Origin of the sequence: Rhodococcus sp. AW25M09 (genome assembly GCF_000333955.1) — a bacterium.
In the GTDB taxonomy this organism is placed as follows: Bacteria; Actinomycetota; Actinomycetes; order Mycobacteriales; family Mycobacteriaceae; genus Rhodococcoides.
On record NZ_CAPS01000018.1, the window covers coordinates 1 to 14,756 of the forward strand.

Genomic DNA, 14,756 nt, shown 5'->3' on the forward strand with positions numbered 1-14,756 from the left:
CACTATGTGCCGTCGGTAAGAGCGGTCAGTAGCGCGCCGAGCTCTGGTGCTGATGACGCTGTCCAGCGCGCACAGAGTGTCTCCGATGGCGGCCCGTATCCCCATTCCACGAACACTGTGGGGATGCCCCACAGAGCTGCCCCCTCGACATCGTGAATCCGGTCCCCGACCATCGCTACTCCAGGTGTGCCGCCCAAGTCTGCCGCGACTGGAGTAGTCGAGGTCTCGGCGAGGGCACGGGCGATGACGTCCGACTTCGACTGGCGCGACCCTTCGGATCCGGCAATGAATGCGAAGTATTTCGACAAGCCGAAATGCTCGAGTATGCGGTGCGCAGTCAGCTCGGTCTTCGAGGTCGCTACGGCCATGGTCACGCCCGTATCGCTCAGACGGGACAGGACTTCGTCCATTCCTTCGAAGACGGAATTCTCGGCCCAACCGCGTTCGTCGTATCTCGCTCGGTAGCAATCAACGGCTCGTGCAGCGCGGGTCTCGTTCAGGCCGAAGGACAGGAACGAGTCCAGCAATGGTGGTCCAATGACTGTGCTCAGCATTTCGGCAGTCGGCTCGGGCTCGCCGATATGCGCCAATGCGTGCCGGAATCCTGCCCGAATGCCCGGTGCCGAGTCGGTCAGCGTGCCATCGAGGTCGAACAGGACGGTCTCGGCACGGAACGGATCGGCAGGGTCACCAGGTGTCGTCACGAAGTCGAATTCTTGCTCGATCGGGTGCATCGGTCGCTCCTTATGTGGACGTCGAGAGGGCTGGTTCTTCCCGCGTGTACGACGTCATCGTTGGGTAGTCGGTGTAGCCTGCGTCGCCGCCGCCGTACAACGTGGCTTCATCGAGCTCGTTGTACGGCCCGCCAGCTCGAATGCGATCGATCAGATCGGGGTTGGCCAGAAACAGCGCACCCGAGCACACCGCGTCTGCAACCTGGTCGTTCAGGACGGTATTCGCGATCTCGGGCGTCACGGGACCCGAATCGGCATGCTCATGGGGATTGAGCACGAGCGCGCCCGTCCACTGCTCACGTACAGCAGCGGTGACGGATCGGTTGCCGGATTCCATGATGTGCAGGTACGCCAGGGCTGGTAGCCGATCCACGAGATGTCGGTAGAGCAGGGCAGTGTCGGACTCGGCGATGTCGTTGTACGGGTTGGCCGGCGAAATACGGACACCGACGCGGTCGGCACCGAGTGCGCGGGCCACGGCGGCGATCACCTCTGCCGGGAATCGCACCCGACCCTCGATCGATCCACCGTACGAGTCGTCACGGACATTGGTGTTGTCCGCAAGGAACTGGTGGAGAAGGAATCCGTTGCCCGCATGGATCTCGACACCGTCGAACCCTGCGTCGATCGCACCCGTCGAGGCCGCGACGAAGTCGGCGACGGTCTCCACGATGTCGTCCTCGGACAACTCGGTCGGGGTGAGGTAATCCACCGGACCGGTCGGTGAGAAGCACGTGCCTGCAGCGGCGATCGCCGATGGGGCGACCGACGTGTGCGCGGAAGGGTACAAGCTCGGGTGTCCGATACGACCGGAGTGCATCAACTGGGCGACGATGCGCCCACCGGCGGCATGGACGGCGTCGGTGACCTGTCGCCAGGATCGAACCTGCTCCACCGAATGCAGACCCGGGGTCGAGGCGAATCCCTGGCCGATCGCACTCGGCTGGATCCCCTCGGAGACGATGAGTCCCGCACTCGCACGCTGCGCGTAATACGTTGCCATGGAGGGGGTTGCACAGCCGTCGACGGTTGCGCGGTTCCGAGTCATCGGGGCCATGACGAGTCGGTTGCTCAGCGTCAGGGCACCGAGTTCGGTCGGATCGAAGATGGTGGTCATGCTGCTCCAGTCTCTCGCGTCGGGTATGTCGTCTGTGCTGTGGTGCGTGCGTGGGCGGCGGCAAGTATGCCGCCGACTTCGGCGGTGCTGATCAGAACCGCCTTGTTTGCTTCGGACGTTCTGCCGCCGGTCATCTCGTCGACGGCTCGCATCAGATATTTGGTGATCGCGTTTCCGCGGATGCCGTCCCGTTCGGCGGATCGCAGCGCCGTACCGATCGCGGCTTCCGCGAGTTCACGGTCCACCGCGTCCTCGGCACGGGGCGGCGTAGTTATCAGGACTCCCCCTGATCCTCCTGCATCCCAGTGGTTTTCGACGATCCGGGCGATCATGCCCTCGTCGTCCACACGGTGTGGACTGCGGATGCCGCTCGACTCGCAGTAAAAGGCAGGAAAGTCGTCCGACCGGTACGACACGATCGGCACACAGTGCGTCTCGAGGAACTCCATCGTCAGCGACAGATCGAGGATCGCTTTCGCTCCGGCACACACCACCGCGACCTTGGACCTGGTGAACTGGATCAGGTCCGACGAGACATCCATCGTCTTCTCCGCACCTCGATGCACACCGCCGATCCCCGCCGACGTGAAGAAGCGGATGCCCGCGAGTTCTGCAGCAACCAAGGACGATGCGACCGTCGTTGCACCGGTGATGCCTCGTGCCAATGCGACGGGTAGATCACGGCTGCTCACCTTGGGGATGCCCGGCGTGGACGCATACCGCTCGATGTCGGATTCGGTCATGCCGATCGAGAGTCGACCATCGTCGATCCCGATGGTCGCCGGAATCGCACCGCCTGTGCGCACCGCGTTCTCGACCTCGTACGCGGTCTGTGCATTGTCCGGGTACGGCAATCCGTGGGTGATGACGTTGGACTCGAGTGCGACGACGGGTAGGCCGCTGTGCAGAGCCTCCGCGACCTCCTCGGTTATCCGCAAGGGAATTTTCGACATGCTCATGCGTGCTCCTGCGAAGTCTCGAGTCGAGAACGAACTTCCGGCTCGGGTACCTCGTCGAGCGCACGATCGGACGGACCGGCGATGCCTCGGATCGCAGCTGCGAGCTCTCCGACGCCCGCCGACCGCAACACGGCGTAATGGTCGCCCTTCAGCTCGACGATCCGGGGTGTCGACGTGGAGTATCCCGACTGATTTTCGACGAAGGAGTAGTCGTCACCGAATGCTTTGAAGATCGTCACCGGCGCGGTGAGTGTCCGACCGGCCATCTCCCGAAATGTGTACTCGAACTCGTACGTCTGTTCCACGACGCGCACGATGTTGGTGATCAGCACCTCCCCGAGCTCAGGAAGCAGACCGTGTACGTAGCTGACGAAGCTGCTCTCGTCGGCGACTCCGGCGACCAGGCACCCGTCCAGTTCGGGACCGGCGATCTTTCCGGTGAAGACCGACAGCAGGATCGTCAGATATCCGCAATCGTCGTAGCTCGCGCTCCGAGTGGTTCCTGCGCCGTCCACCACCGGGTTGCCCGGGCAGATCAGAAACAGCTCTTCGACGTCGCGGCCCGCCTGCTCGAGCTGCCAGGCGGTCTCGAAGGCGACCCGTGCTCCGAACGAATATCCCCACAACCGATACGGTCCGTGGGGTTGGACTCGGACGATCTCGGCGACGTCGGCCGCAGCCATCTCGCCGATCGTGCGGTAGGCCGTCTCGCCCGGGTTGATGCCGTGAGCTGCGATCCCGTAGAACGGACGCGTCGGGCTCGCCTCTGCCCCGAGCAACCGAAGATTCATCGGGTATCCGCCGAGGCCGGGCCAGCAGAAGACCGGCGCGGACGTTCCCACGTTGTGCAGCAACGACAATCGTGATTCGGGACCGCCAGCGTCACCCTGGATTCTCGCGGCCAGGTCCCTCAACTTCGGACGCTCCAGAATCACCTGAATCGGAAGTTTCACCCCGTATTCCGCATTGATCCTGTTGACGAGCGCGACGGCAATGAGGGAATTGCCACCGGCAGTGAAGAACTCGTCCTCGACGGACACCGAGTCATAGTGCAGGGCCGCGCCCCACACCTCGGCCAACCACCGTTCGGTGTCCGTCGCCGGTGCGACGTACGGCGCGGACGAATCGGCAGCGAGCACCTCCTCGGATCGGCTCAGCACTGTGCAATCGACCTTTCCATTTGCGGTCAACGGCAGCGCGTTCATGACGAGAATGCGATTCGGGATCATGTAGTCGGGAAGGAAGTTCGCGAGCTCGTCCTTGATGATCTCGGCGGGTCCCCGCATGTGCACGGCATCCTCGTTCATTCCCTCGCTCGCTAGCTGGTCGGCACCGATCGGTCCGCCTACGCAGTAATACGAGGCTCCCGTCGGAAGCCCACACGAGGTGAGGATGTCGTCGATGCGCTTGGCGGCAGGCAGCGGATTCCCCGTCTTGGAGCTGTAACCGGAGGACATCAAGCCGATCCCGACGTCAATTCCTCGACGCTGAAGACGGTGGAGAGCCAGACCTAGTTCGATGTAGTCCATCCAGGATTCATCGACACGAGAGACCAGCGCGATCGAGAAGCTCGCACGGTCGTAGACCTGCTGATTGATCGCGATCACGTGCCGGGATTGCACCACTGAATCCGAGACGATCTCGAAGTCGGCGACGCCGTCGAATCGATAGAGGCACGACGCCATCCCGACGACATCGCGGTGCGCCTGGACGTATACGTCGAGATCCAGGGTCCGCGGCACATCCTGTGCGGCAACGATGTCGAAGCTGCCCAGGTACTCGTCGCCGACGGGCAGTTCGAGTCGCTGCGACACCGTCGGATCCCACGGCCCCGGTTCGACCGTCGAGCCGTAACGAGCCAACGCCGTCTCGAAGACTCCGATCAGATGTCCGGCCTCGAACTCGAGTACCTCGAGTACGTTGTTGCGGTAGACCGGTTCGATGGCGCTTCGGCGCCCGACGATGTGAATGCGGCTGGAGCCTACGGTCGTGTTCGGATTCATCGACACGAAGGCGTGATCGACCGGGTGGTAGTAGTACACACCAGGTTCGAGGGTGTCGTTGCCTGGCGTCTCGAGGTAGATCTGATCGGCGTACAGGGCTCCAGGGGATGCGTACGCGTACTTGGGAAGCAGGCGCTCGTCGCTACGGAACTGCCCGAACCACCGCATGATCTCTCCGAGTTCGTCCCCGGTGAGATCGTCGAACGGACGCGGCGTCGCCGCGGACCGGTGCGTCGGCGGCGGCGCCAGCAAGTCGAACAGTCGGTCGCGCGACATCCGGCCATCACCGTCGAAAAAGCGGTAGGTTTTGCGCGCGAACACCTCCGATCGCTGGAGCGCCGTCTCTGCTCGGCCGGGCAGTTCGATCACGGGCCGGTCTGCAAGCTCCGCGGGCCGCCGAACTCCCGGATCGGCGAGCTGCGCCTTGAGCTGCAGCTTGCTCGACTTCGACTGATGGTGGCTGCCATGGTTGCCCTGGTCCATCAGGGCGGCTTCCTTCGGATTGAGTTCGACGCACGCGACGAGGGTGCGGCTCCCCGTGCGGCTGTCATCGGTCACGATCGCCGCGGCCCGGCGCACCCAGGTGTGTTCCTCGATCGACAGAGCGATTTCCTCGAGCTCCACCCGGTAGCCTCTGAGCTTGATCTGATTGTCGACCCGCCCCGAGAACTGAATCGAACCGTCAGGGTTCCAGTATGCGAGATCACCTGTCCTGTAAAGTTTTTCCGTGGGAACGAACGGCGACACGATGAACCGGTCACGCGTCTGGTCCTCGCGTCCGAGGTACCCCCTGGCGAGTTGCACTCCCCCGATGTAGAGCTCACCGACCTCACCGATGTCGGCCGGAGCGAGGTTCTCGTCGAGAATGAAGCACTGTGTGTTGTCGACGGGCACCCCGATGGGAACCGATCCTGCTCCGTCGCGGATCGCATCCGGGTCTACCAGGAACGCCGTGGAGTTGATGGTGCACTCCGTCGGTCCGTACAGGTTGACGAGCGACGACCACGGCAGCTCGTCGGAGAAAGTTTTGGCGAGCGACAGCGACAGCGCCTCGCCCCCGGAGAACACCCGCGACAGGCTGACGCAGCTTCGGAAACGGTCCGAATCGAGCAGCGCAAGCAGGAGCGTCGGCACGCACTGGAACGTCGTCACGCCGTGTGCGTTGATGGCATCGACGAGGGCCTCGGTGTCGCGGTAGATACCCGGCGACCCCATCACGACTCGACTGCCCACGGCCGGTGCCAGGATCTCCCACTGGGCGGCATCGAAACTCATCGGCGTCTTCTGCAGAACGACGGCACCGTCGCCGAGATGGCCGCACGACGCCATCCAGTTGATCTGCGACACGATGCTGCGGTGCTCGATCATCACCCCCTTCGGCCTGCCGGTGCTACCCGAGGTGTAGATGACGTACGCCAGATCGCCCGGGTTCGGACGAGCCGACGGTGCCGACGGTGTTCGCGGCGTGATGGTTTCCAGCGATACGACGCGTGTGCCCGCGGGAACCATGTCGGTGAGGTGCGCCTCGAGGTGCTCCTGAGTGACGATGACCGTGGTGGCACTGTCCTCGATCATGTACCGCAGTCGATCGTCCGGGTACTCCGGCGACAACGGCAGGTACGCGGCGCCGGCGAACAGAATTCCCCAGGCACCGACCATCGTCTGTGCGGACGGTTCGACGTAGAGGCCGACGCAGTCGTCCGCGCCGACGCTCATGTCACGCAAGTGCACTGCGACTTGTTCGGCGCGGTCGTGCAGGGTGGAGAAGGTCAGGTCTCCGTCGGAAGCGACGACGGCGACCTGATCCGGACGGCTCTCGGCTTGGCGTCGCAGCAGGTCCGGCAGGCTGGCGACGAGATGGGCGGCTTGAATGCGTGCATCGAACTGTCTTGTATCCAACGGGATTCCCCTGTGAATCGGAACGGCAGTAGGTGTCGAACGCAGAGCTGACGAGAATCAAACGGGTTGAGTCTTTTTCACGGTGGATCGGGCCGCGGCGCGGCGGGTGCGGATCGGTTGCGCGATGATCACTGCTGCGACGACGATCGCAGCACCGACCATTTGCAACGGTGAGAGCGCCTGGCCCAGAACGAGATACCCGAGCAGAGTTGCGGCGAGGGGGCTCGCGAACGACAGGAACGACACCGCAAGCGCGGGAAGCTTGCCGATACCGCGGAACCACACCGCGTAGGCGAGAAGCGCACCGATCACACTGAGGTAGAGGAATCCGGAGACGTTCTCTGTCGTAATGGAGTCAGGAAGACCTTCTCGAACCAACATGAACGGCAACAGAACTGAGCCTCCCACTGTCAGCTGCCACCCGGTGAACGTCAGCACTCCGACGCCTTCTGGTCGGCCCCATCTCTTGGTCAGCACCAGGCCGGAGGCCATGCTCGCCGCCCCGGCGAGTCCTGCGAGGACCCCGATCAGATCCAGGCCGGCGTTCGGCTGGAGGACGAGAAGTCCCACACCCACTGCACCCATGACGCAGGAAACGATGTGAATGCTCTTGATCCTCGCCCCCAGCAGTCCCACGCCGAGGACGAGCACGACCATCGGCTGAACACTCATGACGAGGGCAGCGACACCGCCGGGTAGGTGGTACGCCGCAACGAACAGGAAGTAGAAGAATGCGCCGATGTTCAGCACACCGAGTACGATCGCGCGCCACCACCAAATCCCCTGGGGTAGAGCGCGTCCCAGCGCGATAAGGATCAGGCCGGCGGGAAGTGCACGCACGACCGACGCAAGAAGTGGACGGTCGGGCGGTAGGAGTTCGGTAGTCACGAGGTACGTGCTCCCCCAGACCGCTGGCGCTAGGACGGTCAGCAGCGAATCGCGCACCGTGCTGCCGGATTTCATCGCACCGGTCCGGCGTGCACGGTTCCGAAGAACCTGTCACCGAAATCCCCGATGCCGGGGATCATGAACGCCTCATCATTGAGGCGCTCCTCGATCGACGACGTGACGATCTGCACCTGCGGCCTCGCACGGCAGACTGCCTCCAGCCCTTGGGGTGATGCGAGGAAGTTGACGAAGACGATTCTGTCCTCGCGCACGCCCGCCTCGACGAGAACGTCGATCGCGGCGAGTGCCGACCCGCCGGTCGCCAACATCGGTTCCAGCAGAAGAACGTGGCGGGACGCGATGTCGTCGGGGAGATGCGAGTAGTAAAGACGAGGTAGCTTCGTGTTCTTGTCCCGCTGCACGAGTATCTTCCCGATACTCACTCCTGAATACAGCTCACGAAACGCCGATTCCATGCTCTCGCCCGCCCGGATCACCGGGACCGCACACAACCTCGACGCGAACCGAAGACCCCGGTAGGTTTCCCCGACAGGGGTGGTCACCTCGTGATAGTCGAATGGCAGAAGATCGACAGCCGCCTCGAGAAGAAGCCGGTTGATTCTGCCCGCGTAGTTCACGAAGGCTTCCTGCGATGCGTGCCGATCTCGGATGATCGTATGCATCGCGCGCAACTGCTTGGTCTGGACGAGAAGGTGGACGCCTGGACGATCACGGGTGGTTGTCGTCAACGCGGTCGAAGACTCGCGCAGTTCTGTCGAAGTCATAGCCTGTTGTCCCTCAGTTGAATTCGGCGAATGCGTCACGAGCACGCGTCACGAAGTCACGAACCTTGACGGCATCCTTGCGTCCGTCGGCACCTTCCAGCAGAGAGTGAGCGTCGACTGCAGCCGGGCGCACCTGCCTGATCGCGTCGGCGACGTTGTCCGGGCTCAGGCCGCCGGCCATCATGAGGGGCTTGGGCGAGCGCTCGACGAGCTCGGCGCTCACCGACCAGTCGTGCAGCAGACCGGTCGCTCCCTTCGCTCCCGTACGCGGATCGAAGGTGTCCGTGATGAACATGTCGACGACGTCGGCGGTTCGATCTACCTGCGCAAGTAGCTCTTTCGCATTGTCGGATCGTACGACGAGGCTCTTGAGGACATAGAGCTCGGGCGCGATGTCCTTCAGGATTCGCAGCTGCTCGTCCTCGACGTCACCGTGCAGTTGCACCGCGCGAACCCCGAGTTCGCGACAGAATCCGGCAACCTCGGCGGCGTCCGTCAGATAGGAGATCAGCACACCCTGATGAGGTGCCGGCAGCCCGGCGATTGCTTTCGCGGCGTCGAGCTCGGTGATGTCGTCCTTGCCCGACGGGAGCCGAAGCGGGAAGCCGAGCCAATCGACGCCGGCGTTGCACAGCATCTGCGCCTCTGCCTCGTCGATGATGCCTGCGACCTGCACGAGTGCGTTCATGAAGTCCTCCCAGAAGTGTCGGTGAGTGTCGTTCGGTAGTGCTGGTAATGCACCGAGGACGAGACCGGCCGGCGACCGGGGTGGCGTCGTTCCTCGGCTGCGAACCCGAGTGGAAGTAGCAGCGCGACTGCGATATCGGTGCGATCGTCGACGCCGATCACCTTCTTGACTTGCGTTTCGTCCCAGCCATTCATGGGCGAGCATGCGAGCCCCTGCTCGGTGGCAGCGAGCATCGCGAAGCTGGCTGCGATCACGGCGTCCTTGACTGCGTACTCGCGTTCGAGGCCGCGTTCGAGAAGGTCCTGCTGAAATGCCCGGCTCGATTCAGCCGATCCAGCGATGAACTGCTCCGACCACGCACTCGATCGGCGTGCAGAGTGGAACACGTCGTCGTTGTCTCGTCGCCATGCGTCCATCTCGGCGAGAAATACCAATACGACCGGGGCTTCCCTTGGGTGTGGTTGACCACCGGTTGCGGCCTCGAGTCCGGCGCGGACATCGGGATCGCTCACTACGACGATGGATCGGCCCTGGTAATTCCATGCGGACGGCGCTTCGAGCGTGAGTTCGAGCACCCGATCGAGAGTGTGTGTCGGTATCGGATCGGGCAGATAATGCCGATGACTTCGACGTGACCTGATCGCGTCCGATACGGAAATTCCTTCTGAAGGTCTCATGTCTCGTTCCCGAATATTTCGATGTCGAATCATTTGACAACGAAAGACTAGGACAAGTGCTACCGTCTGTCAAACAGTTCGATGTCGAAATATCGATCGCCATCCGCAGTGCGCAAGGAGAGTTCGTTGACCGACGCAGTCGATTCGTTTCTGGAGCAATGGAAACGAGAGCGGCCCGAGATGGAGGCATCACCCATGGGCATAGTCGGACGACTGTCCCGGACCTCGCGATTGGTCGAACACGAGATCCGCGGCTACTTCGCCGAGGAGAACATGGAGCCCTGGGAGTTCGACGTGCTGGCGACGCTGCGCAGGTCGGGGCCGCCCTACACTTTGACGCCGAAAGAACTGGTCGCCCGCACGATGGTCGGCTCGGCCGCGATGACCAACCGGGTGGACCGCCTCGTGACGAAGGGCCTCGTGACCCGCGAAACCGACCCCGCGAACCGGCGCAGCATTCTGATCACGCTGACCGTCGAGGGACACGACGTGGTCGAACGCGTCGTGGACGGCCATGTGGCCAATGCAGCCCGCCTGGTATCGGAGCTCGAACCCGACGAACGAACCGAGCTGGAACGGCTTCTACGAAAGTTGTTGATCTCCCTCGGCGACACCGGCGGTGCCTAACCGCAGTTGATCACCCCAGATCGACCAGCTCGACGCGTCCGCTTCCTGCCCTACGGCGTGAGCATCTGCGTCCTGGAGGACTGAATCGGGTGCACTGGACCGCTCTAGGCGCGGCTGTCTGCACCGAATTCACACATGCTCGACGCCAGCGACTCTGCGAGGAAGGACTCGGGAACCGGCGGCAGTCCACCGATTTCTGCGCGGGTGGCTTCCGGGGTATCGGTCCAGTCGTAGGTGAGGGTCACGGTAGTGCCTTCGTCCGACGCCGCCAGGTTGTAGCGCCACCACCCGCGGCGTCGAGGAACATGTTGACCGCGAACACCTGCCCCATTGCGGTGATGGGATTCGCATCCACCGCCGCGCGCACCCAGTCGCCGGGTTCGGTGTCCTGATGTCGGTCGGGGTCGGTCAGAACAGCAAAGATCTTCGCCGGGTCAGCGGCAAGCGTTCGACTCACGACGAGACACTCGCGGGTGATCGTTGTGCCGGAATTGTGTGGAGTGGGGTTGCTCATGCAGATACAGACTGCTCCCGTGCTCGAATATCACCGGTCGCAGACGGCAAGGTCATCGAGAGAACGAATCATCGCCGCGGGGTGAGGCATTGACATGTCCATCGCCTTGGAGCGGAGCGGTCCCGACGAACCATATCGGCTGCCCCTGGATCCACGCCGTCAGCGAGTAGTCGATGCGCTCGAATATCTTCCCCACCGTCGGAACCCCAGCATGGTCGACGCCCTTGTCTTCGATCGAATCGATATCGCTTCACGTCGTGTCGGTACCGTGGAATCGACACCCCCGAGAAGGCAAGGATCCTGCACCGAATGACCTCGACACCAGCGCCGATCTCGATCCCGCTCGGGAAGACCGTGTTCGTTCAGGCACTTCGCTACACGGCGTTGTTCGATCAGAAGCCGTTCGCCGAGGCACTACTCATCTACACCGACAACGGCGCGTACAAGATCATGTCGCCGGGCGAGAATCACTACGGCAGCTACGTCTCCTACACCGACGTCGCCGACAGCCCGCAGCACGTGATCTTCCTGTCGTGGCCGTCCGAGGACTGGGACCGAAACGTCGCGTCGCACACCTTGACGTTCAATCCCGATTCCGCAGCGTTCACCCAGGTGCTAGTCCTGCCCGGCAACCCTGTGCCGCGCTCGCAGTACGGCTACGCGCTGCCCACTGCCGACCCAGAAAGCCTCGACATGACGGCATCCTGGGATCAGGTTCGCGACACCTACGCCGCGACATTCGAGGAGCTACGCGCACTCGCAACGTGACCTACCGAGATGTCAGCGGCGGAACGCCTCGACCGCATCTGCCGCCTGTTCGACGCCGCCGTCTGCCCGCACCTCTGCGCTGATTGCCGCGGCCCGCGAAGACGATCCGCGAGCCTCGGCGACTGCGTCCAACAGGATCTTCGCCGTGATGTTCTCGAAGTCCAGATGCACTCCCACCCCGAGTTCGGCGAGCATCGCGGCGTTGCCGAATTGATCGACTGCCTGCGGTACGGCCACGGTCGGGACGCCGAACCACAGCGCCTCGGTGCAGCCACCCATTCCGGCGTGGGTGATGAACACCGTGGCCGCATCGAGCACGGTGAGTTGCGGAACATGTTCGTATACTTTGATATTCGCGGGTAGCGCACCGAGCGCAGCAGGATCGACGCGTCGCCCGATGGACATCACCACGTGCCAGTCGGTGTTCGCGAACGTCTCGATGCACAGTCGGTAGAACTCGGGTCGCTCGTTGTAGCCCGTACCGAAGGAGATGTACAGAATCGGCGCGTCGGGTGCCGTCCAGCTTCGGTCGTCGAGCCGAACCGGGTCCAGGCACGGCCCGACGAACTGCACCGAATCCGGTACCCGATCCGCATTGGGCTGCATCACTTTCGGGATCAGCGACAGACAGTGCTGCGGGTAGGTGATCCAGTCCCAGGGATCGGCGTCGATGTCGTTGTCTCGCAACCAAGCCGTGTACGAAGCGTGGCATTGCAGGCCACCGGAGGACTCACGCATCGGCGTCAGTACATCGGAAAGATCCTCGGCGTATCCGTCCCACGCCACGTACGTCGGCGAGAGCTGCACGGCCGTCACCCCGTAGCGCACACCGAGGACGGGTCACCGTCGGGAAGTATCGAGAAGAACGGCACCACCTCCACGCCTGCAGGTTCCACCAGGTGCCGCAGAGAATCTCCGACGGCATAGGTGACGCGATGACCTCTACGCGCCAGCTCGGCAATGACGGCCAGTGATGGATAGATATGACTGGGGGCCGTCGTGCCGATCATGGCTATGTGCATGGGCCCACCGTATGACGGATGCCCAGCGCTGGGCTAGTGTATTTCGTTGGCGATCAGATCGAGCAGGCCCGGGAAGCGATCGTCGAGTTCGCGGCGGCGCAGTGTGACCTTGCGACTGTTGCCGCGATCGACCTGAAACACCAGACCTGCTTCTCGTAATACTCGAAAGTGATGTGTCAGAGTCGATTTGGTGACGCCCAGCTCGAACGACATACACGTTCGCTCGGCCCCGTCCTCGTCGCCGACAAGTTCGGTGACCACTTTGCGCCGCAACGGATCTGCCAACGCAGACATCACCGCACCGAGTTGCATTTCCTCGGGCTCCGGATGCCCGTTCTCGTCTGCCATGAGCTCCTCCAGGGGGATTCATGAGAGCAGTTCTGCCGGTCGTACTCGCAGCCCAATTCGTCGTACCGATGTCCATCTCGGGCACTGCCATCGCACTTCCGGTGATCGCAGCAGATCTCGGGTCTGATCCGACGCCGCTGCAGTGGGTCGTCAACGGCTTCAACGTCGCGTTCGCCCTGTTCACCGTCGTCTGGGGCGCGGTCTCGGATCGCATAGGCCACCGAACGTCGTTCCGCATCGGCGTACTGCTCACCGCCACCGCCAGCCTGGTCAGCGCCTTCGCACCGTCGCTGCTGTTGCTCGACGCGGCACGGGTGTTCGCAGGGATCGGTGCCGCTGCAGTCCTGGTGGGCTCGACGTCGATCCTCTCGCTACATTTTCAGGGGACCGAACGAGCCACGGCATTCGCCCTGTTCGGCACCGTGAACGGGCTCGGGCTCGCGCTCGGGCCCACCATCTCCGGATTGCTCATCGCAGCGATCGACTGGCGCGGAGTGTTCGTCGCGCAGGCGCTCGTTCTCCTGGTCGCGGCCGTCGGCACTCTGACCCTGCCGGTTCTACGTGCACACTCCACCGCCGACCGACTCCTGGATTTCAGGCTGCTGCGCAACCGTCGATTCCTCGCGCTGTGCCTGGTACCGGTTGCCGGAGCCATCGGATTCGTCACCCTGCTCACCTACCTACCCGCCGCCCTGAGCGCCGTCGCGTCTCTGACTCCTGGACGGGCCGGGCTGTTCATGCTGGCGATGACCATCCCGGTTCTCATCGCCCCACTGACCGTCGCTCGGCTGAGCAGAATGTTCGACGCCGTCACCCCCACTCGCGTCATCCTCGCGAGCCTCGGCTGCCTCGTTGTCGGCAACCTCGGCATGCTGGCCCTGCAACCCAGCGTCCCGCTCGCCGCCGTGGTGATCCCGATGATTCTGGTGGGGTTCGGGTTCGGGCTCCCCATCGGCTTGGTCGACGGCGAAGCCCTCGCGGCGGTTCCGCCGCACAGCAGCGGCACTGCCGCCGGGGTGCTCAACCTGTTCCGTATCGGCAGCGAAGCCCTCATGGTCGTGGCAGTCACCGTCACGACCGCAGCAATAATCGCGCTTTCCCGGACGGCACGATCCGACGTATCGTCTGCGAATGCCCTTCCTGCAACCGGTGACTCTCGCTGACGATCTCGTGACCCTGGAGCCGCTGAGCCCCGACCATCTCGAAGGACTGTCCGACGCTGCCCGCGACGGCGAGCTGTGGAACCTCTGGTACACCAGCGTGCCGAAGCCCGAAGACATGGCTGCCGAGATCGATCGCCGTCTCGGATTGCTCGAGGCGGGCACCATGCTTCCGTTCACACTGCGCCGCAACGACACCGGTCAGATCATCGGCGCGACGACGTTCTGCAACGTCGACTCGATCAACCGCCGCGTCGAGATCGGCTACACCTGGAATGCGCGCTCCGCGCACGGAACCGGCACCAACGCCGCGAGCAAACTGCTACTGCTGACGCATGCTTTCGAGACGCTGGGCTGCATCGCGGTCGAATTTCGCACCCACTGGATGAACCTGCAATCTCGGACAGCGATCGCAAAGCTCGGGGCCAAGCAGGACGGGATTCTGCGCAATCATCAACGCATGTCCGACGGTTCGCTGCGCGACACCGTGGTGTTCTCGATCATAGAATCCGAATGGCCCGCCGTCCGCAACGAACTTCGCAGGCGTACCGCACGGTAGGTTGACCC

General features: G+C 63.2%; 15 protein-coding genes and 1 pseudogene. 4 read left to right on the plus strand and 12 right to left on the minus strand.

Features of this window, described 5'->3' with window-relative positions:
- Positions 1-2: 2 nt before the first annotated feature.
- The 8 genes from RHODMAR_RS03100 to RHODMAR_RS03135 form a co-directional block, all read right to left on the minus strand.
- Complete coding sequence (locus tag RHODMAR_RS03100) at positions 3-734, minus strand: HAD hydrolase-like protein (protein WP_081605882.1); 732 nt, start codon at positions 732-734, stop codon at positions 3-5.
- Positions 735-744: 10 nt separating this feature from the next.
- Positions 745-1,851 (minus strand): alkene reductase, encoded by a 1,107-nt coding sequence (locus RHODMAR_RS03105; RefSeq protein WP_008711198.1) that lies wholly within the window; start codon positions 1,849-1,851, stop codon positions 745-747.
- Complete coding sequence (locus RHODMAR_RS03110) at positions 1,848-2,810, minus strand: pseudouridine-5'-phosphate glycosidase (protein ID WP_008711200.1); 963 nt, start codon at positions 2,808-2,810, stop codon at positions 1,848-1,850. Before RHODMAR_RS03110 ends, RHODMAR_RS03105 begins: the two co-directional genes overlap by 4 nt.
- The gene (locus RHODMAR_RS03115; RefSeq protein ID WP_008711202.1) at positions 2,807-6,712 is read right to left on the minus strand and encodes an amino acid adenylation domain-containing protein; all 3,906 of its coding nucleotides are present in this window, start codon (positions 6,710-6,712) and stop codon (positions 2,807-2,809) included. Before RHODMAR_RS03115 ends, RHODMAR_RS03110 begins: the two co-directional genes overlap by 4 nt.
- 57 nt (positions 6,713-6,769) lie before the next feature.
- The gene (locus RHODMAR_RS03120; RefSeq protein ID WP_232433559.1) at positions 6,770-7,600 is read right to left on the minus strand and encodes an EamA family transporter; all 831 of its coding nucleotides are present in this window, start codon (positions 7,598-7,600) and stop codon (positions 6,770-6,772) included.
- 71 nt (positions 7,601-7,671) lie between these two features.
- Positions 7,672-8,385, minus strand: a complete 714-nt coding sequence (upp, locus tag RHODMAR_RS03125; protein ID WP_081605883.1) for a uracil phosphoribosyltransferase — start codon at positions 8,383-8,385, stop codon at positions 7,672-7,674.
- 13 nt (positions 8,386-8,398) lie between these two features.
- Entirely contained in the window at positions 8,399-9,073 is a 675-nt protein-coding gene (locus RHODMAR_RS03130; RefSeq protein WP_008711209.1) for a phosphoribosylanthranilate isomerase, read from the minus strand.
- Positions 9,070-9,750 carry a nitroreductase family protein gene (locus RHODMAR_RS03135; RefSeq protein WP_042937785.1) on the minus strand — a complete coding sequence of 227 codons (681 nt, stop codon included), beginning with the start codon at positions 9,748-9,750 and terminating at the stop codon, positions 9,070-9,072. The genes RHODMAR_RS03130 and RHODMAR_RS03135 overlap by 4 nt, the downstream gene beginning before the upstream one ends.
- A 126-nt stretch (positions 9,751-9,876) precedes the next feature.
- Here RHODMAR_RS03135 and RHODMAR_RS03140 point away from each other — a divergent pair, with 126 nt between their 5' ends.
- Positions 9,877-10,377 carry a MarR family winged helix-turn-helix transcriptional regulator gene (locus RHODMAR_RS03140; protein WP_008711211.1) on the plus strand — a complete coding sequence of 167 codons (501 nt, stop codon included), beginning with the start codon at positions 9,877-9,879 and terminating at the stop codon, positions 10,375-10,377.
- Between the two features lie 104 nt (positions 10,378-10,481).
- Here the strand turns inward: RHODMAR_RS03140 and RHODMAR_RS03145 are convergent.
- Positions 10,482-10,891: pseudogene (locus RHODMAR_RS03145) on the minus strand (ATPase).
- A gap of 309 nt (positions 10,892-11,200) precedes the next feature.
- On the opposite strand from RHODMAR_RS03145, the gene RHODMAR_RS03150 reads away from it, so the two are divergent.
- Positions 11,201-11,659 (plus strand): hypothetical protein, encoded by a 459-nt coding sequence (locus RHODMAR_RS03150; protein ID WP_008711215.1) that lies wholly within the window; start codon positions 11,201-11,203, stop codon positions 11,657-11,659.
- A gap of 12 nt (positions 11,660-11,671) precedes the next feature.
- Here the strand turns inward: RHODMAR_RS03150 and RHODMAR_RS03155 are convergent, their stop codons facing one another.
- The 3 genes from RHODMAR_RS03155 to RHODMAR_RS03160 are packed head-to-tail and all read right to left on the minus strand — an operon-like array spanning position 11,672 to position 13,029.
- Positions 11,672-12,475, minus strand: coding sequence for a nucleotide disphospho-sugar-binding domain-containing protein (locus RHODMAR_RS03155; RefSeq protein WP_232433560.1), 804 nt, complete (start codon positions 12,473-12,475; stop codon positions 11,672-11,674).
- Positions 12,472-12,681 carry a hypothetical protein gene (locus RHODMAR_RS28875; protein ID WP_232433561.1) on the minus strand — a complete coding sequence of 70 codons (210 nt, stop codon included), beginning with the start codon at positions 12,679-12,681 and terminating at the stop codon, positions 12,472-12,474. The genes RHODMAR_RS03155 and RHODMAR_RS28875 overlap by 4 nt, the downstream gene beginning before the upstream one ends.
- Positions 12,682-12,714: 33 nt before the next feature.
- Positions 12,715-13,029: an ArsR/SmtB family transcription factor gene (locus RHODMAR_RS03160; protein WP_008711217.1), complete on the minus strand. Its 315-nt coding sequence runs from the start codon at positions 13,027-13,029 to the stop codon at positions 12,715-12,717.
- A gap of 20 nt (positions 13,030-13,049) precedes the next feature.
- Here RHODMAR_RS03160 and RHODMAR_RS03165 point away from each other — a divergent pair, with 20 nt between their 5' ends.
- Both RHODMAR_RS03165 and RHODMAR_RS03170 read left to right on the plus strand, forming a co-directional pair.
- Positions 13,050-14,192, plus strand: coding sequence for an MFS transporter (locus RHODMAR_RS03165; protein ID WP_008711219.1), 1,143 nt, complete (start codon positions 13,050-13,052; stop codon positions 14,190-14,192).
- Entirely contained in the window at positions 14,161-14,748 is a 588-nt protein-coding gene (locus RHODMAR_RS03170; RefSeq protein WP_008711221.1) for a GNAT family N-acetyltransferase, read from the plus strand. The genes RHODMAR_RS03165 and RHODMAR_RS03170 overlap by 32 nt, the downstream gene beginning before the upstream one ends.
- The last annotated feature ends 8 nt before the right edge of the window (positions 14,749-14,756 follow it).

What these genes read in the sequence shown, in the direction of transcription:
- RHODMAR_RS03100 (WP_081605882.1), bottom strand. Translation starts at nt 734, where the DNA reads ATGCACCCGATCGAGCAAGAATTCGACTTCGTGACGACACCTGGTGAC.
- RHODMAR_RS03105 (WP_008711198.1), bottom strand. Translation starts at nt 1,851, where the DNA reads ATGACCACCATCTTCGATCCGACCGAACTCGGTGCCCTGACGCTGAGC.
- RHODMAR_RS03110 (WP_008711200.1), bottom strand. Translation starts at nt 2,810, where the DNA reads ATGAGCATGTCGAAAATTCCCTTGCGGATAACCGAGGAGGTCGCGGAG.
- upp (WP_081605883.1), bottom strand. Translation starts at nt 8,385, where the DNA reads ATGACTTCGACAGAACTGCGCGAGTCTTCGACCGCGTTGACGACAACC.
- RHODMAR_RS03130 (WP_008711209.1), bottom strand. Translation starts at nt 9,073, where the DNA reads ATGAACGCACTCGTGCAGGTCGCAGGCATCATCGACGAGGCAGAGGCG.
- RHODMAR_RS03135 (WP_042937785.1), bottom strand. Translation starts at nt 9,750, where the DNA reads ATGAGACCTTCAGAAGGAATTTCCGTATCGGACGCGATCAGGTCACGT.
- RHODMAR_RS03150 (WP_008711215.1), top strand. Translation starts at nt 11,201, where the DNA reads ATGACCTCGACACCAGCGCCGATCTCGATCCCGCTCGGGAAGACCGTG.
- RHODMAR_RS28875 (WP_232433561.1), bottom strand. Translation starts at nt 12,681, where the DNA reads ATGCACATAGCCATGATCGGCACGACGGCCCCCAGTCATATCTATCCA.
- RHODMAR_RS03160 (WP_008711217.1), bottom strand. Translation starts at nt 13,029, where the DNA reads ATGGCAGACGAGAACGGGCATCCGGAGCCCGAGGAAATGCAACTCGGT.
- RHODMAR_RS03165 (WP_008711219.1), top strand. Translation starts at nt 13,050, where the DNA reads ATGAGAGCAGTTCTGCCGGTCGTACTCGCAGCCCAATTCGTCGTACCG.
- RHODMAR_RS03170 (WP_008711221.1), top strand. Translation starts at nt 14,161, where the DNA reads ATGCCCTTCCTGCAACCGGTGACTCTCGCTGACGATCTCGTGACCCTG.